This is a genomic window from Croceimicrobium sp., from assembly GCF_965228705.1.
Taxonomy (GTDB): domain Bacteria; phylum Bacteroidota; class Bacteroidia; order Flavobacteriales; family Schleiferiaceae; genus Croceimicrobium.
In genome coordinates this window covers 928,939-950,997 of sequence record NZ_OZ245832.1, presented here as the reverse complement: position 1 = coordinate 950,997, position 22,059 = coordinate 928,939, and the positions used below count along the sequence as shown (strand labels likewise).

At 44.7% G+C, this 22,059-nt stretch carries 24 protein-coding genes; 6 read left to right on the top strand and 18 right to left on the bottom strand.

What is annotated here, in order from left to right:
* Positions 1–36 precede the first annotated feature (36 nt).
* Together accC and ACO05P_RS04170 are read left to right on the top strand one after the other, a co-directional pair.
* Positions 37–1,521, top strand: coding sequence for an acetyl-CoA carboxylase biotin carboxylase subunit (gene accC / locus ACO05P_RS04175; protein ID WP_421753572.1), 1,485 nt, complete (start codon positions 37–39; stop codon positions 1,519–1,521).
* Positions 1,518–2,198 (top strand): DUF4294 domain-containing protein, encoded by a 681-nt coding sequence (locus tag ACO05P_RS04170; RefSeq protein WP_421753571.1) that lies wholly within the window; start codon positions 1,518–1,520, stop codon positions 2,196–2,198. Before accC ends, ACO05P_RS04170 begins: the two co-directional genes overlap by 4 nt.
* On the opposite strand, the gene ACO05P_RS04165 is transcribed toward ACO05P_RS04170, so the two are convergent.
* Genes ACO05P_RS04165 through ACO05P_RS04155 form a run of 3 tightly spaced genes read right to left on the bottom strand, consistent with a single transcriptional unit; the run spans position 2,195 to position 3,875 of the window.
* Positions 2,195–2,935: a DUF3667 domain-containing protein gene (locus ACO05P_RS04165; RefSeq protein ID WP_421753570.1), complete on the bottom strand. Its 741-nt coding sequence runs from the start codon at positions 2,933–2,935 to the stop codon at positions 2,195–2,197. The two genes, ACO05P_RS04170 and ACO05P_RS04165, sit on opposite strands and share 4 nt — an antisense overlap.
* 40 nt (positions 2,936–2,975) lie before the next feature.
* Positions 2,976–3,362, bottom strand: a complete 387-nt coding sequence (locus ACO05P_RS04160; protein ID WP_421753568.1) for an acyl-CoA thioesterase — start codon at positions 3,360–3,362, stop codon at positions 2,976–2,978.
* Between the two features lie 27 nt (positions 3,363–3,389).
* Complete coding sequence (locus ACO05P_RS04155; RefSeq protein WP_421753566.1) at positions 3,390–3,875, bottom strand: YybH family protein; 486 nt, start codon at positions 3,873–3,875, stop codon at positions 3,390–3,392.
* A 149-nt stretch (positions 3,876–4,024) separates the two neighbouring features.
* Between ACO05P_RS04155 and trkA the strand changes: the two genes are divergently transcribed.
* The gene (gene trkA, locus ACO05P_RS04150) at positions 4,025–5,365 is read left to right on the top strand and encodes a Trk system potassium transporter TrkA (protein ID WP_421753565.1); all 1,341 of its coding nucleotides are present in this window, start codon (positions 4,025–4,027) and stop codon (positions 5,363–5,365) included.
* A gap of 23 nt (positions 5,366–5,388) precedes the next feature.
* A complete protein-coding gene (locus ACO05P_RS04145; protein WP_421753563.1) occupies positions 5,389–6,825 on the top strand; it encodes a TrkH family potassium uptake protein in 1,437 nt (478 codons plus the stop codon).
* Here ACO05P_RS04145 and ACO05P_RS04140 read toward each other — a convergent pair.
* Genes ACO05P_RS04140 through ACO05P_RS04095 form a run of 10 tightly spaced genes read right to left on the bottom strand, consistent with a single transcriptional unit; the run spans position 6,822 to position 16,311 of the window.
* Positions 6,822–7,247 (bottom strand): DUF6992 family protein, encoded by a 426-nt coding sequence (locus ACO05P_RS04140; RefSeq protein ID WP_421753562.1) that lies wholly within the window; start codon positions 7,245–7,247, stop codon positions 6,822–6,824. The genes ACO05P_RS04145 and ACO05P_RS04140 overlap by 4 nt on opposite strands.
* Position 7,248: 1 nt before the next feature.
* Complete coding sequence (locus ACO05P_RS04135) at positions 7,249–8,175, bottom strand: universal stress protein (protein WP_421753560.1); 927 nt, start codon at positions 8,173–8,175, stop codon at positions 7,249–7,251.
* Positions 8,176–8,177: 2 nt separating this feature from the next.
* Positions 8,178–8,636 carry a hypothetical protein gene (locus ACO05P_RS04130; protein WP_421753559.1) on the bottom strand — a complete coding sequence of 153 codons (459 nt, stop codon included), beginning with the start codon at positions 8,634–8,636 and terminating at the stop codon, positions 8,178–8,180.
* Positions 8,623–10,449, bottom strand: coding sequence for a V-type ATP synthase subunit I (locus tag ACO05P_RS04125; RefSeq protein WP_421753558.1), 1,827 nt, complete (start codon positions 10,447–10,449; stop codon positions 8,623–8,625). The genes ACO05P_RS04130 and ACO05P_RS04125 overlap by 14 nt, the downstream gene beginning before the upstream one ends.
* Positions 10,439–11,035, bottom strand: a complete 597-nt coding sequence (locus ACO05P_RS04120; RefSeq protein ID WP_421753557.1) for a V-type ATP synthase subunit D — start codon at positions 11,033–11,035, stop codon at positions 10,439–10,441. Before ACO05P_RS04120 ends, ACO05P_RS04125 begins: the two co-directional genes overlap by 11 nt.
* The gene (locus tag ACO05P_RS04115) at positions 11,032–12,360 is read right to left on the bottom strand and encodes a V-type ATP synthase subunit B (protein ID WP_421753556.1); all 1,329 of its coding nucleotides are present in this window, start codon (positions 12,358–12,360) and stop codon (positions 11,032–11,034) included. Before ACO05P_RS04115 ends, ACO05P_RS04120 begins: the two co-directional genes overlap by 4 nt.
* Positions 12,357–14,114, bottom strand: coding sequence for a V-type ATP synthase subunit A (locus tag ACO05P_RS04110; protein ID WP_421753554.1), 1,758 nt, complete (start codon positions 14,112–14,114; stop codon positions 12,357–12,359). Before ACO05P_RS04110 ends, ACO05P_RS04115 begins: the two co-directional genes overlap by 4 nt.
* Positions 14,107–14,934 (bottom strand): DUF2764 family protein, encoded by an 828-nt coding sequence (locus ACO05P_RS04105; protein WP_421753553.1) that lies wholly within the window; start codon positions 14,932–14,934, stop codon positions 14,107–14,109. Before ACO05P_RS04105 ends, ACO05P_RS04110 begins: the two co-directional genes overlap by 8 nt.
* Positions 14,927–15,523: a hypothetical protein gene (locus ACO05P_RS04100; RefSeq protein WP_421753552.1), complete on the bottom strand. Its 597-nt coding sequence runs from the start codon at positions 15,521–15,523 to the stop codon at positions 14,927–14,929. Before ACO05P_RS04100 ends, ACO05P_RS04105 begins: the two co-directional genes overlap by 8 nt.
* On the bottom strand, positions 15,520–16,311 hold the full coding sequence (locus tag ACO05P_RS04095; protein ID WP_421753550.1) for a universal stress protein: 792 nt from the start codon (positions 16,309–16,311) through the stop codon (positions 15,520–15,522). Before ACO05P_RS04095 ends, ACO05P_RS04100 begins: the two co-directional genes overlap by 4 nt.
* Positions 16,312–16,430: 119 nt before the next feature.
* Between ACO05P_RS04095 and ACO05P_RS04090 the strand changes: the two genes are divergently transcribed.
* Positions 16,431–17,546: an NAD(P)/FAD-dependent oxidoreductase gene (locus tag ACO05P_RS04090; protein ID WP_421753548.1), complete on the top strand. Its 1,116-nt coding sequence runs from the start codon at positions 16,431–16,433 to the stop codon at positions 17,544–17,546.
* Here the strand turns inward: ACO05P_RS04090 and ACO05P_RS04085 are convergent.
* From ACO05P_RS04085 to ACO05P_RS04070, 4 genes are read right to left on the bottom strand one after another with little or no spacing between them, the layout of a single operon-like run.
* Positions 17,538–18,191, bottom strand: a complete 654-nt coding sequence (locus ACO05P_RS04085) for a response regulator (RefSeq protein WP_421753547.1) — start codon at positions 18,189–18,191, stop codon at positions 17,538–17,540. The two genes, ACO05P_RS04090 and ACO05P_RS04085, sit on opposite strands and share 9 nt — an antisense overlap.
* On the bottom strand, positions 18,188–18,970 hold the full coding sequence (locus tag ACO05P_RS04080) for a sensor histidine kinase (RefSeq protein ID WP_421753546.1): 783 nt from the start codon (positions 18,968–18,970) through the stop codon (positions 18,188–18,190). Before ACO05P_RS04080 ends, ACO05P_RS04085 begins: the two co-directional genes overlap by 4 nt.
* Entirely contained in the window at positions 18,960–19,682 is a 723-nt protein-coding gene (locus ACO05P_RS04075; protein WP_421753545.1) for a hypothetical protein, read from the bottom strand. The genes ACO05P_RS04080 and ACO05P_RS04075 overlap by 11 nt, the downstream gene beginning before the upstream one ends.
* Positions 19,683–19,688: 6 nt before the next feature.
* A complete protein-coding gene (locus tag ACO05P_RS04070) occupies positions 19,689–20,021 on the bottom strand; it encodes a hypothetical protein (RefSeq protein WP_421753544.1) in 333 nt (110 codons plus the stop codon).
* A gap of 194 nt (positions 20,022–20,215) precedes the next feature.
* On the opposite strand from ACO05P_RS04070, the gene ACO05P_RS04065 reads away from it, so the two are divergent.
* The gene (locus ACO05P_RS04065) at positions 20,216–20,554 is read left to right on the top strand and encodes a hypothetical protein (RefSeq protein ID WP_421753542.1); all 339 of its coding nucleotides are present in this window, start codon (positions 20,216–20,218) and stop codon (positions 20,552–20,554) included.
* 183 nt (positions 20,555–20,737) lie between these two features.
* On the opposite strand, the gene ACO05P_RS04060 is transcribed toward ACO05P_RS04065, so the two are convergent.
* Positions 20,738–22,057 carry an amidohydrolase family protein gene (locus ACO05P_RS04060; RefSeq protein WP_421753541.1) on the bottom strand — a complete coding sequence of 440 codons (1,320 nt, stop codon included), beginning with the start codon at positions 22,055–22,057 and terminating at the stop codon, positions 20,738–20,740.
* Between the last annotated feature and the right edge of the window lie 2 nt (positions 22,058–22,059).

The following is a 22,059-nucleotide window of genomic DNA, read 5'->3' as shown; positions in this document are numbered from 1 at the left end:
TAGGCTGTAATTTAGCCCTGTAATTTTAGACTAGCCATGAATAAGATTCTTGTTGCCAATCGCGGCGAAATCGCTTTGCGAATAATGAAGTCGGCCCGCGAAATGGGCATTCAAACCGTAGCGGTTTATTCCGAAGCGGATCGCAATTCACCCCATGTGAAATATGCTGATGAAGCCGTTTATCTAGGGCCCCCACCTTCGGCGCAATCCTATTTGTTAGGCGATAAAATTATTGCCGCTTGTAAAGAATTGGGTGTGGATGGCATTCATCCAGGCTATGGTTTTTTAAGTGAAAATGGGGAATTCGCACAAGCGGTGGAAGATGCCGGTTTGATTTTCATCGGCCCTAAAGCCCACTCCATGAAGGTGATGGGCGATAAACTGGCAGCTAAAGAAGCCGCCCGTGAATTTGATATTCCCCTGGTTCCAGGGACGGAAGGTGCAATTGACGATCCCAAGGAAGCCATTGCAATTTGTCGTGAAATCGGTTTCCCGGTTTTGATTAAAGCTTCTGCCGGTGGTGGTGGTAAAGGTATGCGCGTAGTAGAACGCGAAGAAGAACTGGAAGAACAAATTCACAGTGCTATTTCTGAGGCTAAAAGTGCCTTTGGTAATGGTGCTGTTTTTATTGAGAAATATGTAGGCTCACCGCGCCATATTGAAGTTCAAGTGCTTTGTGATAGCCATGGAAACCGAGTACATCTTTTCGAAAGAGAATGCTCCGTACAACGTCGACATCAGAAAGTAATTGAAGAAGCACCATCAGCCATTCTTAGCGAGGAGTTAAGAGCCGAAATGGGTAAGAAAGCGGTAGATGTAGCTCGCTCTTGTAATTACCTTGGAGCGGGAACGGTAGAGTTTATTATGGATGAAGACCATAATTTCTACTTCATGGAAATGAATACCCGTTTGCAGGTAGAACATCCGGTTACCGAAATGATTACCGGTGTGGATTTGGTAAAGGAGCAGATTCGCGTAGCTCGTGGAGAAGAACTTAGCTTTAAGCAAGAAGACCTTAAAATTCACGGTCACTCTATCGAAGTGCGTGTTTACGCCGAGAATGCTCGTGAAAACTTTATGCCCGATATCGGAAACTTACGTGTGTACCAACGCCCTCATGGTGTAGGCGTTAGGGTAGACGATGGTTTTGAGGAAGGCATGGATATTCCTATTTATTACGATCCCATGATCTCTAAATTGGTTACTTATGGTAAAGATCGCGAAGAAGCGCGCTTGCGCATGATTCGTGCTATCGACGATTATAAGATCGTTGGATTGCATACTACCATGGAGTTTGCCCGTTTTGTAATGAAGCATGAAGCTTTCATTAGCGGAGATTTTGATACCCATTTTGTGAATAAGCATTTCAAACCGGAATACCTCGATCAAAGTCAACATGCTAATGGAGATATCGCTGGTATGATCGTTGCAAAAATGATGGGAGATCAGTCAAAACAAAATGAGCTGGCCGATGCCAATGGTTCTGCCGCTCGCAGTAATTGGAAGATTAAACGCCTATGATAAAGCGCCTTCAGGCCATATTCATATTAAGCCTAATTCAAATTGGTGGTCTTTGGGCTCAACCGATTAAAACGGGAAATAGCCTGAAGGACAGCATCGTTCAATATGCGGCCATGAATCGTACCGATATCATGGATGCAATTATTGTGGATGGGGATACCATACCAATCATGGTTTTGGATGAAGTGCTGCTGGTAGACAAGCCCACTTTCGATTCGCGTGAAGCACGTCGGCGCTATTACATCCTCAAGCGAAAAGTAATGAAGGTTTATCCTTATGCCGTTATTGCGGGGAATAAATTGGATAGCCTTAATCTTCTGTTGGAAGGAAAGAATCGTTGGCAACGGAAGCGCTTAATCAAGGAATTTCAAGAATACCTGCGCAAGGATTTCGAAGAGGAGATTGTGAAGCTTACGCATAGCGAAGGGCAGATCCTATCCAAATTGGTCTCACGAGAAACCGGCATGTCTACATATGATTTAATTTCCGATTACCGTAGTGGCTGGAATGCCTTTTGGTGGAATACGGTGGCCTATTTCAATCATATGGACTTAAAGACACCCTACCAGCCTGAAGAGGTAGAAGAGGATAAGTTGATTGAGAATATCCTGCAAAGAGCTTTTGCCCAGGGACAGCTAAAAGAACGAGAGCCAATTACCAGTTTAGAAGCTAATTAAGGTAAATCAATTAATCCTTTGCTTAAAGCAATGGCTAAGAGAAATCCTAAGCTCAAAGCGTAAATAATTCCACTTATTGCAGAGATGGCCAGGGCTTCTAGAATGGAGCGTAGCCAGCTTTTGGATAGCAGATCTTTATAAAACCAGCTATAGTAAACCAGGGCAATAACAAAATACAGAAAGCTGGCGATTCCATTCCCTAAGAACAGGTCTAAAACCATTATCAAGGAGAAAACATTGATCAAGCTCGTATAATAGCTATTAAACACTATATGTTCGGCAAAATTCAGATTGCGCTTTCGATTAAATAGCCAGGAGAAAAAGCTGATTACCGGGATGTAAAGCCAGAGGAGAAGGTTAAAATATTCACTGAAGAGTGCTAATACAGCCTCGCCCTGTAATTGCGCCTGCTGATTTTCAGTTTGTGCTTCAGCATTTTGGGAGGCCCCATAGTTAAAGCCGGCTTCAAAATCTGATCCTACAGAGCTACTTTGAATTAAAACCAGCAATAATGCGGTGCTTAGGATCAATAGCCGAAATGGGGAACTGTAATTCAATCGACCTTCGCCCAGATAATTACGAGTACTTTGCCCGGGGCGGATTAAAAACTCTTTAAGGGTATAGAGAATTCCGTATTCGAGGTTAAAGGCATCCAATATGGAGCTACCCATATTGCGAAGGCTGTAGCGACGAACCTGTCGCTCTTGCTTCACCAGGAATTTAGGGGTTTGAGACATCGGTGCAGTTAATGGTACTCAAATATAGGAGATTTGTACCCTAACTTTCGGCAATAAATAAGTCCGCCAACTCCTTTGGAATACGACGAGGTCTAAAGCTTTTAGCGTCTAACATAATCCACTGACTGGTACAGCGACAGATTAATTCATCGCCTCTTAAAATTTCTACTTTACGCAGACTGCTAAGGCCTTCCATGCTCTCGACCCAGGTCCGAAGTTTTAAAGTATCAGCTTCCAGAGCAGGAGCCAGGTATTCAATTTCATGCTTGCGGACTACCCAAATAACGCCACTGTCTTTACCAGCTTTGCTAAACCAATGACTGCTGGCTACATCTTGCACCCATTGCAGGTAAACAACATTATTCACGTGGTTTAGATCGTCGAGATCTTTTGCCTCGACGATCTTGCTAATTTCATGGACTATCATGCGGGCAAAGCAAAGAATTTTGAAGGATTAATCACTCTTGGCAGAGTTCCACATATCGCGCACGGAAACTAAGCGGCCATCTTCTTTTTGGAATACCACCATGTAAAATCCGTGTTCAATTTCGGCCCCACTGGAGTCTAACTCAGCCCAGCGACCACTTTCAACCGCCATATCATCGGCAGTGGCAAAAACGTCAATGGTAGAGTACTTGAAATTAAAGGAGTGTGTGCTATCAGCCGCTACACTGTGACGGAAGTGGTTCAGGATATCTCGCTTACCAAATAATTGATCGCGACCCTCACCATAGGTTACCGCATTATCTGCGTAGAACTTGGAGAATAAGTCGATGTCCTTTTGTCGATAAGCCATTGCCAAAGTATCCTCCATGGCAACGATGTATTCCCGTAAGGCTTTTTTATCGAGCTTTTTAACTTCGGTGGCAGTTTCGGGTTTTGGCGATTGACAAGCCACAAACAGGCCGCCAATCAGGCAAAAAAGTAATAGCTTTTTCATAGTCAATAAAAATGGTTGTGCATTCAATTTACGAAAAAGCCAGCAGGAATAAGCCTTTTCGCTCCATTTTATCCTGCCCTAAGGCCAAGGAGTAGTGGCCTTGCATTGCCCCAATTCCTATGTACCTTTGCCTTCTATTTTGTTGAAAGATGAAGATTGTAATTGCCGGCGCCGGGGCTGTAGGAACCCACCTTGCAACCTGGCTTTCGAGCGAATCGCATGATATTACGCTGATCGATCATGATGCTGATCGTTTGCAAAATGTGGATCAGAATATTGATGCTATTGCTATATCTGGCGAAGTAACGGATTTCTCGATCTTACAAAGGGCCCAAGTGGCTGATGCCGATTTATTTATCTCCGTAACTTCAGTAGAGGAAGCGAATATTTTAAGCTCAATTTACGCCAAGCGTTTAGGAGCCAAGAAAACCATTGCCCGGATTAGTCAAATGCAATACCTCACCAGTGATGATGTATTGAATATTCGTGAATTGGGGATTGATGAGTTGATTTCTCCCGAATCTCTGGCCGCGCGTGAGGTGCGACATCTATTGAATACCAATGCAGCTTCAGAGTCCATTGAATTTGAAAATGGGAAAATCAATTTGCTGGGTCTGGATATAGAAGAGGACGCGGCTATTGTAGGTAAAACCATGGCTCAAATTGCCGGCCTTAGAGATGTACGGGACTATATCGTAGTGGCCATTCGCCGCAATGGTGAAACCATTATTCCCAAAGGGGATACGGTAGTAAATGCTAACGATCACTTATTTGTAATTACCCATGCTGAAGGAGTAGAGCAGGTATTGGAAGTTACCGGTCGTAGAAAAATCAAAATCAATGATATAATTATCGTTGGTGGTAGTAGAACCGGTCGACATTTAGCCCGCAAGCTTTGTAGAAATTTCCATGTAAAGCTCATTGAGCAGAATCCGGAAAAGGCCGAAGAAATTGCCTCTCAACATCCCGAAATCATGGTTCTGAACTTTGATGGTACCGATGTTGAAAAACTCGAGGAAGAAGGCCTGAAAAACGCTGATGCTCTGGTGGCAGTGACTGGCAACTCCGAAACCAATGTTTTAACCTGTTTGGTTGCCAAAGACCGAGGTGTGAAGAAAACCATTGCCATGGTAGAGAACATCGAATACCTCTCTTTAACCCAAAGTATTGGAATCGATAGTCTGATTAACAAGAAACTGGCTGCTGCGAACTTTATCTATCGCTACATCCGTCGAGGTGATTTTGTAACGCTCTCAACTATCCACGGAATTGATTCTGAGGTTATTGAGTTCAATGTAAGCACCAAATGTCAGGTTACTGAAAAGAAAATCAAGGACCTGGATCTTCCTAAAGGTTCATTAGTAGGTGGGGTAATCCGCAACAATAAAGGTTTGATTCCCACCGGAGATTTTAGTATTCAGCCTGGAGATAAAGTAGTAGTCTTCGCGAAAAACGAATGCGCGAAAAAAGTTAGTCGTTACTTTCGTTAAGCATGCATCTTTTTAATCCCAGAATGACCTTCGCCTTAATCGGCACTCTCTTAGCTATTGTAGCCGCCATGATGTTGCTGGCCGTTGGAGTAGCAATCTATTATGGTGAAGATTGGCAAAGTCTTTTACTTTCCTCCGGAATTACAATGGCAGTGGGAGCCTTGCTCTACCTGCCCAATGTTAAAAACTCCAATCGGGATGTACGCAAGCGCGATGGTTTCTTAATTGTAACCCTGGGCTGGGTTGCTATGTCGATGCTGGGTAGTTTGCCTTTCGCCCTTACGGGAGCGATCGACAATATTGTAGATGCCATTTTTGAAACGGTAAGTGGTTTTACAACTACTGGAGCCACCATCTTAACCGATATTGAAGGTCAGGCTAAGTCCATACTCTTCTGGCGCAGTATGACCCACTGGATAGGAGGAATGGGGATTATCGTACTCACGGTGGCCATATTACCACTTTTGGGTGTAGGAGGTATGCAGCTTTTTATAGCGGAGTCGCCCGGTATCACACCCGATAAGCTTCATCCGCGCATTACCGGTACGGCCAAGCGTTTATGGTTCATTTATTTTGCTTTAACCGCTGCAGAAGCCATTGCCCTTTGGGTGGCTGGTATGGGCTGGTTCGATGCGATTAACCATGCGATGGCCACGATGGCTACTGGTGGTTTCTCCACTAAAAATGCCAGTATTGCCGCTTTTAACTCCCCGGCCATCCATTATATCATTACCATCTTCATGTTTTTAGCAGGGGTGAACTTCACCTTGCTTTATTTTGGTTTTAGTGGCCGGATTAAGCAATTACGCCAGAATGAAGAGTTTCGAGTGTACTCTTGGAATACTCTAATATTTAGTGGGGTAGTGGCCTTGGTTCTGATCATCTTTCAAAGCTATTCCATTGAGGAAGGTATTCGCGGCGGATTCTTTACGGTAATTTCCATCATGACCTCCACCGGTTTCGTTACCGAGAACTATTTGCTTTGGCCTAACTTCTTGATATTCTTAATCTTCGTACTCTTTTTCTCCGGTGGTTCTACCGGTAGTACGGCAGGGGGAATTAAGGTGATGCGTCATATCATTATGATTAAGAATTCCTTCCTGGAGCTCAAACGGCAAATTCACCCCAATGCGATTATCCCGGTGCGTTTTAACAATCGGGCAGTGCCTCAAAATATTACCAATACCGTGGCGGCTTTCGTACTCATTTGGTTAACGGTCTTCTTTGTCGGTTCCTTTGTGATGTCCATGTTTGGCCTCGACTTTATGTCGGCCGTAGGTTCTGTAACGGCAACTTTGGGGAATATTGGTCCGGGATTAGGCTCCGTGGGTCCGGTAGATAATTTTGCGCATATCCCCGCGGGAGGCAAGCTATTCCTTAGCTTCTTGATGTTATTAGGTCGTTTGGAGATGTTTACGGTGCTAATTCTCTTTATGCCTTATTTCTGGCAGCGACGCTAATTCAATTGCATGCAGCGAAATAGGCTATCTATTATCAAGAGATAGAGTCCATTAAAGGTTACTCCCAGAGCCAGACCTGTAAGAATCCTTTGCTTTTTAGACTGCCTTTTGCGAGGCCACTGCAGTAGCATCAGGGCGATTATCAAGTAAAGAATATCCAAACCAATATTCCAGTTAAAAACCTGGATTAAATGGTTCTCCAAATTAACGGTAGGATCTAAGGCTTTCGCCTGATGGTGTTGGTACAGAAAAAAACAGATCAGGCTATTCACCAGGGCCCAGCTTAAAAGCATTAAACCCGTAGATCGCAGAAACAGAGATTTAGGGACCAGGCAAAGGAAGCCCAGTCCCCAATCGAAGAGAATTAACAGGATAAAAAACGCTAAATGCCTTTCAAAAGCCAAAAGCAAGGTGGCTTCCATTTTAGTCTAAAAGTCCTTTTAGGGCTTCAAAGAAATCCAGATTCTCCCGTTTCTTTTTTAAGATGAGCAAGGGAACCTTTCGGTTGATTCGAATCATCTCTTTAGCAAAAGAACCCATCAGTACTGCGGCTGAAGCGGTTCTGCCTTTGGAGGGGATTACAATTAAATCACTACCAAAATGTTCCGCTAAAAAGAGGGCATGATTAGGGGCTTCGCCACGGTTTTCTATCAGTTCGCAAGTCCAGTTCTGGGGGAGCTTTAAATCCTTTTTATAACGGATCCATTCCTTTTTGGCGGTATCGCGCAAAGCACTACGTAATTCCCTTTCTGCCTCAGCATTTTTTAAAAATCCGCGTGCCGGGGCATAGAAATGAATTCCGCGCACTTCGGCATTAATGCTTTCTGAAAGTTCCTGGGTAAAATGCATGGCAATTTCGCCGTGGGAGCTAAAGTCGATGGGCAAAAAGATTTCATTTACCTCCAGATGTGCGTGCATAGGTACTAATAGCACGGAGCAAGGGCCTTGTTCGGCCAGGCGCGCACCTAAAAGCTGATGATTGCGATCTTCGGAACGTCGACCCATAATGATCAAGTCGATGTCTTTAATATGGCTTTGTCGCAATATTTGCTCGAAGGGATCGCCTTCGCTTAAAATACTCTGCACCTTATAATCGGCTTTCTCGCCAAAGGAAGCATTATAGAGTTCGCGCAGGTATTTTTCCAATTGTTCCTCTTTGGGAGGTAAGAGGTCCTGGTATTTTTCCAGAATTTCCTGGGGCAGCGCAAGGTCTTCGGTAACGTGCATCAGGTACAGACTGTCCACCCGCATATGCGAGAGGAGATAGGCAGAGTAGCGCAAGATGATATCATCCTGCAAACCACCTTCCAGGGCTATCAATACACGACTGAAGGGGGCACGTTTTTTCATGATTATAGGATTCCACGGATCAAGAAGAGCGCCGCAAAGGCAATAATGGCGTAAAGCTCAGGGAATACCGCCAAAATCAGGGTGCGACCAAAAACATCATTACCACTGCCAATGGCATCAATTCCGCTGGCGCAGACCTTACCTTGGTAGATTCCAGAAAACAATCCGGCCAATCCCAGGGCAATTCCACCCCCTAAAATTCCAGCCCCTTGCAAAAGGGTCATTTCCGGACCTACAAATTCCTGTAGGATAAAGAAACCCGCAAAGCCATATAAACCTTGGGTTCCAGGGAGGGCACTCAGTACAATGAAAGAGCCGAAGGCATCCGGACGTTTTTTTACGGCTCCTACTGTGGCCATAGCGCCAGCAGCGGTTCCCATTATACTTCCGGTTCCGGCCAGGGCAATCAAGATTCCAAATCCTACGAATGCCAAAATTAGAGCGAGGTTAGCTGTTTCCATTGTGTGAGTTTTTAAAGGGTTTATGTTTCTTAAAGGCACGGTAGGCCTGGCCTCCGCCTTCAAATTGAGCGTTATTGTAAAATTCTACGAAGGTGAGTCGGAGGGGGTGGATAAAGGAACCTAGAGCAGCCAGGACGAAATTAAGTCCGTGACCAAATAGTAAGAAGGCGCCGGCACCAATCCAGGTCCACAAATTATCACTCATCATATCGGTTCCAATACGGTTTACTACCAAGCCTAATACGGCGGATGTTACACCTAAAGCAAAGAGTCGCACATAGGAGAGTACATCGCCCAAAAGGCCGGTGAAAATGAAAAAGAGCGGTAAAATGCTGCTGCCCATCCGTACCAATAAAGCCTGACTTAAATCGTGGAAGAACATAATTAAGGCAATACCGAATACCAGGCTGAAGATTAATAACTGAATTGAACCTGTGCTTAAATGCAGGGTATCTGCCATAAACAGGGCTACCGATGACATCACTATCAGGAGTTTGCCCCAAAGAGATAGGGAGGCCTTAAATCCATCAAAATACCAGGCTTTGGCGATGGCTATTCCAATTCCGATTAAGATTTGCAGAACCCCAATCAATAAGGCGACATTAAAAGCATTGAAAAAGAAGGAGCTGTCATCAGGAATAATAACCCAATCACTTAATCCTCGAATCCAAGCCTGATCCGCATTGGCGCTTAAGGCTATACCAAACAAGCTTCCACTTTTAATAAAGCCCATAATGGTTGTACTAATGCCCAATATCCCCACCAAGGCTGCCAGTGCTCTTTGCTTTTTCAGGAAAGTGAACCAACCAATCAGTACTGCGAGGGTCATTATTGCACCATAACCCGCATCGCCTAAGCAATAAGCAAAAAGGATAGGGTAGAAAACTGCAATCATGGGGGTGAGGTCAAACTCATAATAATGCGGCAGTTGGAAAATCTGGGTGATAGGTTCAAATAGCCGGTTAAAAGCATTGTTCTCCAATTGAACCGGCACATTATCCTTACGATCCGGTATTTGCAGTCGAAAGGCCAGAGGTAGGGCACTGCAATTTCGGCGAAATTCAGCTTCGGCCTTCTCCGGAATCCAGGCGCGTAAATGGGTGAGAGGAGTGGCTTTTACATCTTGCCAGCTTTGCATTCCTTGTTGGAACTCCCAGTTTTCTTGAATGGCAGCTGCTTCGCTTTCCAGATCCTCCCTGGCATTTTTAAAGCCTATTAATAAGCTTTGTAAGCGATGGGACTCCTGATTGAGCTCCACTTCAATCGTTTGCAGTTGCTCAGCTTTGTAGGGAGGAAGACTCAGGTTTTCCAGGTTTAGGTCTTCCCAATTCTCCTTGGCGCCGATGCGACAGAAATAATATTCCTCATCCTTTGCACCGATTAAAAAGGCTTGCGCCTGATATTGAGGCCACTCTCTTTTCGTGCATCGATAAAGTTGAATTTTGAGACCCAGAGATTCAAATTGCTTCCAAAGCTTTGGATCATAGTCTTGCCAGATAGCACAGAATTCTTTGGACTTTAACCAATCTTCCTGGCGATGCTTCCACAAGCTCCAATCCTTCTTAAACTGCCTTAATTGGGGGATAAGGTCTCCTTCTAGCTTTTGACCTTCAAATTCATTGGCTTCTGTATCCAGAGCTTTGAGCCAGTTCTTTAGCTCTTGCCATTCTTTCCAAAGCCCGTGATTCTGTAGGCTACTATCTTTTTCCAGTTTTTCGATATGCAGAAGCCCCAGGTCTTGCAGGGCCTCCGTTAAATCTTTACGCTCTGCCTCCCGAATTAAAAGGTCCACTTTTAACATCTTAGCTTTCATCGCGGCTCATTTTTCGGTTCTTGGCAATCTTTTTAGCGGCGGTGGCAATGTTTTCTTTGTCTTCCAAAAAGCGTTTCACCTTGCGAATACCTTCTTCATACTCCGGAATTTGCACCTTCTCATAGAGGTTTACCTTTTGAGTGGTTTTTTTCCGTGCCTGCTCCAATGTGTCTAATTCCTTCTGGCGGTACTGCAATTGCAGTTTTAATTCAATCAGGTTTTGCAGGGCCTCTAAGGCAGCAGGCATCCAGGCGGGTTCGTAGAGTGGATTGAGTTGCATGGCCTCGTATTCTACCTTAACTAAGCGCTTTATGCGGGTACCGGCAATATTGTGTTCTTCGGTTTGGATGGATTTCACTCTTAATACGGAGGGTAAATCATTCCAAATATTCTCATAGCCTTGTAATCGTTTCCATTCCGCTTGATACTCCTTTTGCAATTGCTTTAAAGCCGGTTTGCGATCTGCAATAACCTGTCGCAATGCCGTTTCTTTACGCATTAGCACCGGTAAGGCTTTTCGGCGCACTTGCAATTGCTTCCGAAATTCCTGGATGGTCGACTTATTATAGGAGATCGCGCGGTTCATGATTTTGCTTCAGGCCAATACTTATCGATTAAATTCTGACGGATGCCTAATTCATAGTCCTTAAAATAGCGACTCATCAGGCGCCAGCCACGATCGAGCATTTCTTCGGTGCCGATATTGAGTTGTACATCCAATAATTCGCGGGTATAGGCTTCTGCAAAGCGTAAGCTTCGCTCATCGTATTCATTGAGATCAAAGCCGTTTTCTTTTTTACTGCGCGCCTCAGAGGCATCGGCATATAGCCTTACCAGGGCATTCATTACCTGCGGATGGTCTTCACGGGTTTTAACACCAATTACGTTTTGCTTTAAGCGTGATAAGCTTCTAAAGGGGTCGATAATGGTTAATCCGGTTTCATGATCCTTTTTCAAATACAGCTGTCCTTCGGTGATATAGCCCGTATTATCAGGAATAGCGTGGGTAATATCCCCATCATTTAAAGTGGTAACGGCAATAATGGTAATGGAGCCCCCATTTTGGAACTGTACCGCCTTCTCATAAATTCGGGCTAAATCCGAATAGAGAGAGCCAGGCATAGCATCTTTACTGGGAATCTGATCCATTTTATTGGAAACAATCGCCAAAGCATCCGCATAAAGGGTCATATCGGTTAAGAGCACCAGTACTTTCTCTTGCTTTTCATAGGCAAAGTATTCGGCGGCAGTGCATACCAAATCTGGAATCAGCAATCGTTCCAGGGGTGGATCTTCAGAAGTGTTAATGAAACTCACAATCTTGTCTCCCGCGCCACTGCTGTTAAAGCGCTCTTGGAACATAAGGAAGTCATCGTGAGAGATTCCCATGCCTCCTAATACAATTCGATCGGAATCGGCCCGCATGGCAACTTCGGCCAAAATGCGATTATAAGGTTGATCTGGATCGGCAAAGAAGGGAATCTTTTGACCGGTTACCAGAGTATTATTGAGGTCAATGCCCGCAATTCCCGTGGCTAATAATTCGGAGGGCAATTGCCGGCGCACCGGATTTACGGTAGCTCCTTTTACATCTCGTTCTTCACCTTGCACCTTTTCCTTTCCATCAAGTGGAACTCCAAATGCATTGAAGTAACGACCAGCTAATAAAGGACTTAAGTGAATGTTTGGTGCGCCGCCAGAAAAGACTACCTGTGCATTTGTACCGAGTCCCTCCGTTCCGGAAAAGACCTGCAGACTTACTTCTTTTCCATCGACCTTAATTACTTGAGCGGTACGCCCGTCTACCCAGGCGAGTTCATCGTATTGTACACCCTCGGCATCGAGGGTAATAGTGGCTTTGGTAAGGGCCTTAATCCGACTGTATATGGGTTGAAAAGCCTTGGCAATCATGCTTCTGTGCTTTGAAGGTTAAAAAGGGCATCGAGCTCAGTATTAAACTTGCTAAAGTCTTTCGACTGGAAATCGCTGTAATTCATCTGTTTAAAGAGGTTGATCACCTTCTTGTAAAAGGAGCTTACGGTGCTGAAATCCTCAAATTCCTGTGGTTTGTCGCATATTTCTAATACGCGATTGAGCATAAAAGATTGGCGCTCCAAACTGGAATTCATATCTGTATCGTCAAAGGAGTCCTGCTGGATAAAGGCGAAATCAATCAATTCACTTTTCCAGAAATCACGGTGGTAATCCAAAGGCACAGAATCATCTCCTAAAATGGAGATCTGATCCCGAGCCTCAATCCCTTTGGATAAAAGGTTCTTGGCGCGATTTACCTTCTCGATCCACGCACTTTCTATATTTTCGGCCGCAAAGGCCTGGAATTCTTCATAATCCAAATAACGACTGTAAGATTGGAGGGGATCAATCGCGGGGTAGCGCTTGGCATCCGCACGTTTTTGGGACAGGGCATAGAAGCAACGAGCTACCTTAGAAGTAGATTCCGTTACTGGTTCTTTAAAGTTACCACCAGCGGGGGATACCGTACCTAAGAAGGTAACAGAGCCCTTGGTTCCATTGCGCATTTCCACCTTTCCGGCCCGACCGTAAAAATTGGCGATTACCGCTGGCAGTTCTACCGGGAAGGCATCGGTGCCGGGTAATTCTTCCATGCGGTTACTCATCTCCCTTAAGGCCTGTGCCCAGCGAGAGGTACTATCTGCCAAAAGCAGCACCTTATGACCCATACTGCGGTAGTACTCGGCCATGGTCATACCTACATAAACCGAGGCTTCCCGCGCCGCAACCGGCATATTAGAGGTATTACAAACAATAGTGGTTTTGTCTTTCAATTTTCGACCCGTTGCCAGGTCTTCCAATTCCGGAAAACTGTGGAAGATTTCCACCACCTCATTAGCCCGTTCGCCACAAGCCACTAGAATTACCACTTCTGCGCGGTTATTCTTGGCAATGGCCTGTTGTAAAACGGTTTTACCGGTTCCAAAGGCACCTGGAATATAGGCTGTACCACCTTCGGCAATAGGATTGAGGCTGTCGATTACCCTTAATCCGGTGCGGAAAATTTCCGCGGGTCTTTCTTTGCGCAGATAGTTCTTTATGGGCCATTTAACCGGCCATTTCTGCACCATACTCAGTTCTCGACTTTCGCCTTTGTCATTCTTAACCTTGGCTACGATATGTTTTAAAGGATAGGTTCCGGCCGGAGCGATTTCAGTTATTTCCCATTTACCCTCAAATTTGAAGGGCAACATAATGGCGTGCTTCAAAGCATTTTCAGGCACCTCTCCAAAGGCATCTCCGGCTTCTAATATGGCGCCTGGTTCTAGCAAAGGGGTGAAATCATACTCTTCATCCAGGTTCAGGGCTGCCGTACGTTGACCGGCTTGTATAAAGCTGCCGGGCATGGCTTCCAAATCGTTTTGCAAACCATCGAAGTTCTTGCTCAGTAGACCAGGGCCCAGGCTAACTTCCAGTAGTTCGCCCGAAAAGCGAACCGGATCACCGGCCCTTAAGCCACTACCAGCCTCAAAAAGCTGGGCAAAGGCGGTATTGCCATTAATCTTAATAACCTCGGCCATCAGTTCTTCGCCGGACTTTAATACGTAGCAAATCTCATTTTGCCGGATCGGGCCATCCACTTCCACTTGCAGGAGATTGCTCAGAATAGCGGTGATTTTTCCCTTAGTCATGCTGTGATAGGTTTTGCAGAGCCTCATCTACTAATGCTTGTAAACGAGCCTCTTTACGATTTTCACTCAGTTGTTCTCTGCGGTATAAAAGGAAGAGCTTGGCGCAGTAATTCAATAAGGCGGTCAGATCGAAATAGTGGGCGGTGCTCAATTCATCAGCTTTAGCCCATAATACCTGATGTACGGCCAGGCTAATGGTCTTAGGTTCCTTGCTATCTAAGGCTTTCAATAGCTTTTCAAGCCAGGGTTTTTCCAATTGCAAGGTTGGACTAATTTGGGCGGGTTTTTTATGCAAACCCTGACTAATCTCTCGATTAAGCCACTGTACGTCTGAATCCAGAAAGGGATAGCGACTTTGATGATAGGTGGCCATAAAGGCGCGCATTTCTTTCTCAAAAAGGAAATAATCGCGAATAAAGCTCGGGGGCAGGGCTTCAATCGCATCGAAAAAGCGTTTATGCACTTCTGTTTCAATGCGGTTGGCCGACCAATGCCCCATGCTTTCCTGATTTTCGCGATACCAATCTTGCAAAAAGAAGGGCAATACCTCTGGTTCCAGGCGAAGGTTTTTCAATTTCTCCTGATCCAGGGAATAAGGTTTACGCAAGGGGCGATGGAGGAGATGCCCATATTCAAATTGCCAGAATTCAATCAGATTGTAAAGGTCATTCCGACGGAAAAACCAGGCCAGGTTCTCACGATCTTCATCCTGAATTTGCCTTAATATCAAATCAATAGCTTCTTCCAGGGCTTCTTCAGATGGACGTTTTTCCAGGTCCAAATCCGGCATGGAGCTGAGGATGTAATAGTACTCAGTCATTTTGCAGGATTAAGTCCCGGAGTTCTTGATTGAAATAGGCATCCAGGAGTGCTTTAAAAGCTTCAGCATCAATCCTGAATTCTAAACCGGCATCACTGCTTTGCAGGCTGAGACGGGCATTCTCACGAATATGGAATTGCCACTCGGGTAATTTCTTTTGCATCTGACTCAGGCATTCCGATTGCCAGTCTTGGGGCCAAATCAATTGATAAGACTTCGGATCAAACTGTTCCAAAAGCTTAAGGAGTAGTTTCTCAATAAATTCCTGATCCTCAAATGCCTCTTCCAGGGGTTTTTCCAATACTTCAGCTTTAAGGAAGCTTTCTAAATTCCTCTGTAGTATTTCGCGCAATTGCAGCGATTCTTGCTTGAGTTCCTGAAGTCGGCGTTCCTTGTATAAATCAGCCTTGCGCTCGGCTTCTTTTTGGTATTGTTCTGCCCGCGCTTTGGCCTCGCTTAATAAGGCCTCACGTTCTTTGGCGGCTTCCGCCTGAAGGGTCTCAATTTCGGCTTGTGCGTCGGAAATCAATTTTTGGTATAAATCCTGACTGAGTTTCTCGAGATTATCGAAGGCAGTGCTGTTCATCATTTCAGAATTAAAAGTGGAACGGGGCTATCTAAGATCATTTTGCGGGACAGGCTTTCATGGAATAGAGATTCCAAAAAGTGGTAATCTCGCGGCATAATGGCGATTAAAGAGGCACGATGGGCCTTGGCATATTTGATTAATCCTTCACCCACTTCATTTTCAAAATGATAGCTAAAGCGGTGAGGGAAGTCCTGCAAGCGGTACTTTAATTGCTTGCGGTGCATTTTTTCTTTGCGACTGAGTTGTTCTTCCTTCCGATTTACGGTAAGGACGTCGATTTCGGTTTTCATATGATCCGCTAACTGCAACAGGGGACTGAGGCGATGATCGCAACTCAATTCTTCATAATCTACAGCCAGAACTATGCGATTAACCTCAGTAAGCGCCGCTCCTTTGGGAAGAACGATAATAGGTACGATGGCGTCTCGCACCACGGCTTCTGTTTTACTGCCCCAAAGTCGGTCCAGACCCTTGGCGCCTTTGGTGGCCATAATGACCAAATCGCATTCAACCTTATCAGACTCTTGTAAGATCAGCTCTTTAGAAATGGCGAAATCCCAACGACACTGGTATTGTAAATCCTTTAAATCGGGGCAGGCAGCTATGAATTGATCAAAGGCTTCCTGTGTGGCTACTTTGTCGGCGGCCAGGGAATTTCGCTTGCGCTGAGCGGCATGCAATAAGACCAATCGATTGTTTCCCTGCTTTAAAAAGGGAATCAAAGCATTCAAGGTATCGATACTGAGTTCGGAAAAATCAGTGGGATAGATGATTTGCAGGTTTTTCACGGTGCAGGGCTTAAATTCTATACGATATTACAAGAGAATGGCCGGGAATGGTATGACAAATGTCAGGTGGCGACAATTCTTACATAAGCTTAACTTCGTGCCCCTCGAATGGTTTAATCATGCAGAAATCCTGGTCCTTTTGGGAGCGACTTTATTATCCGCAACAATCTGATCTGATTGTGGTAGGTGGTGGCTTTTGTGGATTGTCTTTAGCCTATCATTATCAAAAGCAAAATCCCACCAAAAGGGTGTTTTTAGTGGAAAGGGATGTTTTGGCCGAGGGTGCCAGTTCTAAAAATGCAGGCTTTGCTTGTTATGGAACGGTGGGTGAATACCTATCCGATGTAAATCTGATGGGAGCAGAGGCGGCACTGCAATTAATTGAGCGACGGATTCAGGGCTTGAACTTTTTGAAAGCGCTGGTGGGGGAGTCTCAAATGGACTGGCAACAACTAGGGGGAACCGAACTGTTTTTTCAAGATCAGAAAGAGGATTGGCAGGCTGCTATAGATCAATTAGAGTATTTAAATAAAGCTTTCGCTGATAGTGTTCAAAAGCCTTTATTTCAGGTAGATACAAGATTGACTTTAAGGGGTTTGCTAGGTGCTATTCACAGTCCATTAGAGGCGCAGTTAAATCCGGTGAAAGCTTTACTGCAATTACGGAAAAGGGCCTTGGAAGCTGGGGTTCGAATCCTAAACGGGATTGAAATCAAGTCGCTTATTGCCAAGTCTGGAGCTTGGGTCTTGGAAAGTAATCAGGGTTCCTGGCAGGCACCACAGGTGATTTTTGCTACGAATGCCTTTGGGGTACCGGGCTATAAGCTGGATTTAAAGCCTGCCCGAAATCAAGTATTAGTAACGCAACCTTTTGCTCATGGCTTAAAGCCTGGGAATTACCATGCGCGAGAGGGCTATATCTATTTCCGCACTATCGGAGAGCGCCTATTAATAGGCGGAGCCAGGCATTTGGATTTAGAAGGGGAAACCACTAGTCAAATGGGCTTAACAAGGCCCATTCAAGCGTATTTACAACAGTTCTTGAGTGAGGATCTGGGCTTTGCTGATCAATGGAAGGTCAATAGCCAATGGTCGGGAATCATTGCTATCGGCAGCTCCAAAGAGCCACTCATGCAAGCCCTGGAGCCTGGATTATGGTATTGTGGTCGTTTTGGCGGTATGGGAGTCGCTCTGAGTACCCAATTTGCTGCCGAGTCGGTAAAAGACTTAGAGTGAGATTAAGTCGTTCTTTACCGCAAACATGGCCAGGCCAACGCGAGAGCGTACTTCCAACTTTTCAAACAATTTGGCGCGATAGCCATCAATGGTTTTTTCACTGAGGCACATTTGATCGGCAATCTCTTTATACGTAAGCTCAGAACAGGCTAATTCTAAAAAGCGCATTTCTTGATCACTGAGTTTCGCCCCTTGATCTTTATCCGGAAAACGAATGGCATGCACCAGTTTACCGGTGAGATTATCGGTATAATGGAAACCATTTTGATACACAGAACGAATGGCAGCCTGTAATTCCTCAGGCTCTACATCTTTATTCAAATAACCATTCACTCCGGCTTTAAGCATGCGAATCAGAGAATTTTCATCATCCTTAATGGTCAGCATTAAAATGCCTAAACCCGGATAATCTTTTTTCAAGGCTTTAGTGGTTTCATGACCATCCATAATAGGCATATCATAATCCAGTACCACTAAATCGGGCAGGGGATTAGCCGCTAATTGCGCCAGGAATTCCTTGCCATTGGCCGCTTCCATAACCACTTTAAACTTGGGGTCTACCTGGTGAATGAGAGTTACCAAACCTTTACGAAAGAGGCTGTGGTCGTCTACTACAGCGATTTTAATAGTACTGTTGCTGCTCATATTTGTTTCTTTAGTTGGATGCTAACGCGGGTGCCTTGATTGGAGGCACTTTGGAAATCATAGGTAGCGCCGATCATTTCACAGCGCTCTTTGAGGTTGATCAGACCGTTTCCGCTTAAACCGCCTTCGGGATCCTTGAGTTTTTCCGGGGGAATACCAACACCATTATCCTTAGCTACCAGGCGAATTTGGGGTCCTTCGCCTTCTAACATGATGGTAAAGGTATCCGCCTGAGCGTGTTTAAGCGTATTATTTAAAAGCTCCTGGAACATGCGGTAAAGGAAGATTGCGGAGTTAGCGGGGAGGTTTTGATTCTCGTAACGATTATCAAAGATAATTTTTAGGGCGCCGGAACGACGCACCCGATCTAAATCCGATTCAATCATTTTTACCAGACCTTGCTTGGCCAGGGTTTCATTGGAAAGGGAAGAGGAGAGCGCTCGAATATCTCCAATCAGATGTTTCAATAGATCTTTGGATTCATCGATATGCTGTTGATCCTTCTCATCCAGATTTTTGGAAAGTAGGTTCAGGTTGATCTTAATTAAAGAGGCGATCTGCCCCAAGTTATCGTGCAGGTCGCGGGAAATGTTTTTCAAGGTTTGTTCACGAATCTCCACCTCGGTCTGCAAGAGGGCCTGGTGCATGGCTTGTCTTTCGAGTTGGAATTCGAGTTGAGAACGCCGGTATAAGATGACCACGATTATGATAAAGGCTATCAAGGAAATAGCCAGGGCTGTTCCTAAAATGATAAAAATCTCTACGCTATCAATCGTCATCTTGCTTTTGCTTGGATTCGGCGTTTAAGTAAACACTGAGAAGGTAAGAAAGGTAAAGGATGTAATTCAAAATCCGAATAAGATGATGCATCCAGGAAGGGTGTCCGTGTACTGCATCCAATAACCATTGATAAAGTCCGAATATCAAAAAAGTACCTGCCCAAAAAAGCAAGTTACCGCTGGCAAACCAAAAGTCACCAATTCGGAACAATGAGAGTTCGGAAGGTTTTTTGAGAATTTGGTAAAAGAGGTATAAGCTTCCGATGATCATCAAAATACTGAGAATACTCAGATTCAGAGAGGGAAAACTAAATTTCCCTTCATAAACATTGAAGCTGATAATGCTAGAACCAAGAGCAAAAAGGAAACCGGTAATTAAGGCCACTATGCCCCCTTTGCCACGCGATTTAAAGAGGTGATAGAAGATGAAGCCATAAACCAGACTTTGAGCAGGAATCAGGGTGTGGTAAAAAGGAAAATTACTTTTTTCCAGTAAAACCGCCGCTTTGGCACCGATTTCTGATATCAAAATCATAAGGCATAAAACCACCAGATAGCGATAGGCTTTATCCAGGCTTTTGAATTTATAAGCCCCCAAACTGATAATTGATAATAGTATTATCACGTAAAAAAGGTATCCCGGATTAATGAGCAATGCCATTGTTCCAGGATACCAGGGGGGGAAGGAAGTACTGTTAGCTAATATTCCCATTAAAGTCTATAAATGGGCATCTAAGTTTGCACAATTAGAAGGACAAGGTTCCAAATATTCATATGCAGGGTCACATACCAATTTGCCATCTTCATCCACTCCTGCCAATACCATAGTAAATTGCTGCACATCTGTATCACCACGCAGGGCACAGATCATGAATAGCTTTTTGATGTTGTGATCAGGATTATTGATGATATTCAAAACGTGTTCCGCATCCACCATTAAACCCTTAAGCTTTGCTCCTCCAGCAGTAGGGATAAACAAGCTATCGTCGTTTTGATAGTTAAGGATCATTGGAACCGCTTCGGTAGTCCAGTCTTCAATTTTCTTTGACATCGAATTGTTGTTTAGTGATTGTTATTCGAGAGTAAAAGTAAAGGCCAATCTGCAATACACAAGGCTTGATTTGAGAATCGGAGGAATATCCTTTTTGGAGCGGGGGATTTTCCCTTAAGATATAGGCTTTCTCCTCTTGAATGGCCTTTAAACACTATGCACTTTTGAATCGTCGAAACATTAGTGCTTTAACAATGGAAACCCTTAGTCAAGTTTTACATCAGGTTGAAGAGGTAAATAGTGTGAAACTACATTTTAAAGATTTTCCTCAACGCGAGCTTCGCATTTCTGCGGTGGGTCAATGTACAGCTGAAGGCTGGGTGCCTCCTAAACTAAAGCTCCGTTCTTATGAATTCCCTCCCCAGGACGGGATTTACGATTTCGATTTTATCGCGCAAGCGCCAAAAGCTCTAACCCCAGGCTTGGTAGAGGCGGTAATTGCCGTTTACAAATGGAGCAATTACCCAGAGAATCTACGTGGGATCCGTATTCATGGATCCGAAAACAGCCTGCTTAAAATGATACAATTATGAATACCATTGAGAAGATTAAACAGCTCGATCCGCGTACCCTTAAGAATGTGAAATACGTTGTTTTTATTGGTTTAGCCTTAGTCTGGTTGGTGCTTCCCTGGATACTGAATTAAAGCTGTGTACTCGGATTGTTGTTTCGATTAGCCACCTGTGCAAACGGGTGGCTTTTCTTTTTTAAGCCTTCTAAGCTTCGGGAAGCTCGAACAAATAACGCTCACAATTATCCCGACTCATCACCGTCATCCATTGCGACAATTGGTTTTGCGCCTTTTGGTACAATTCCGATTCACGCGCTTCGCGCTCGGTCATATAGAAATCGGTACCAAAAAGTATCCTTTGATTCAAGGCTTTACCTTCCTGATCTGCACTTCGCAGCCAATCCTGAATCTCATCGCGCACCTTTTTCTCATCCAGCTTGGCCAGGGTATAGGAGATGTCGGTATATAGATTGGGGAAGGTCAACATGAGCTCCTTTACCAGACTGGCCCAATTGTAACCATCCAACTTGATGATCTCATTATCGGTCTCTTTTTCAGGGTTCATCAATTCAATCTGATCATCACCGCCCATATGGGCTAGGCAGATTTTAAGCTTGGGATATTTCAGCATCACCGGAATATAGTTCTGTGGATGTCCAAAAAGATCGCAGGCCAAATCATTATCGCCATAATCGTTATTCTTAATCCAGGAGGGATTTTGACTGTAATAGCGTTCTATGCGGGCATGAATCTCGGATTTCGCCTTTATGAACTCAGGGGAGGTCGAATCTTCAGGATGAATCATATCCACCTCACGCGGTATCAAACTTTCAATGGATGGTCCGATATACTGGGATCCTACTCGGGTACAATGACTCATGATCGGAATGCCCTCTCTTTCAGCATAGGCATACATCTCATCCAAACGGGGATCGAAAGGGAAGAAGCCCAGGGCGGGATACATCTTTATACCGGCGAAATAGGGGCGTACCATGCCGGTTTCCGGACTGCGCATACCGTTCTCAAAAAACTTCTTCATCCAGTTTACCATTAACTGACCGGCATGGGCACGCGGATCTACACAAACAAAGGGAAAGAATTGATCCGGATAGTATTTCTTGATCTGCTTCAATTCCTTCAATTGGGTGTTGAAATTCTTAGGTGGACGACCCTTATCATCCATGTGGTCCATGTTGAGACTGAGGCCAATTAAGCGACATTGTGGATCGTATTTCTGAGCAACAGCAAGGGCATCGCGGTAAATGTCCAATTGGCGATTAGTGGTGCCTACTTCTAAGAAGGAGATGTATTTATTGACACTGCCCCGATCCTTTCCTTTTTTATCAGCTCCCCATTTGGCGAGTCGACGGATAATGCCGCGGGTAAAGCGCTTGTCGATAATGGATTTAAAGGTTTTAGGATGCTTGCGCACAAAATTGGAGGTTATGATGCGCAGGAAATTGTCGGGGGCACATTCGGTATTAAAAACGTGAATGTGAATATTGGTAAATGGAGCTTTAGCCATGA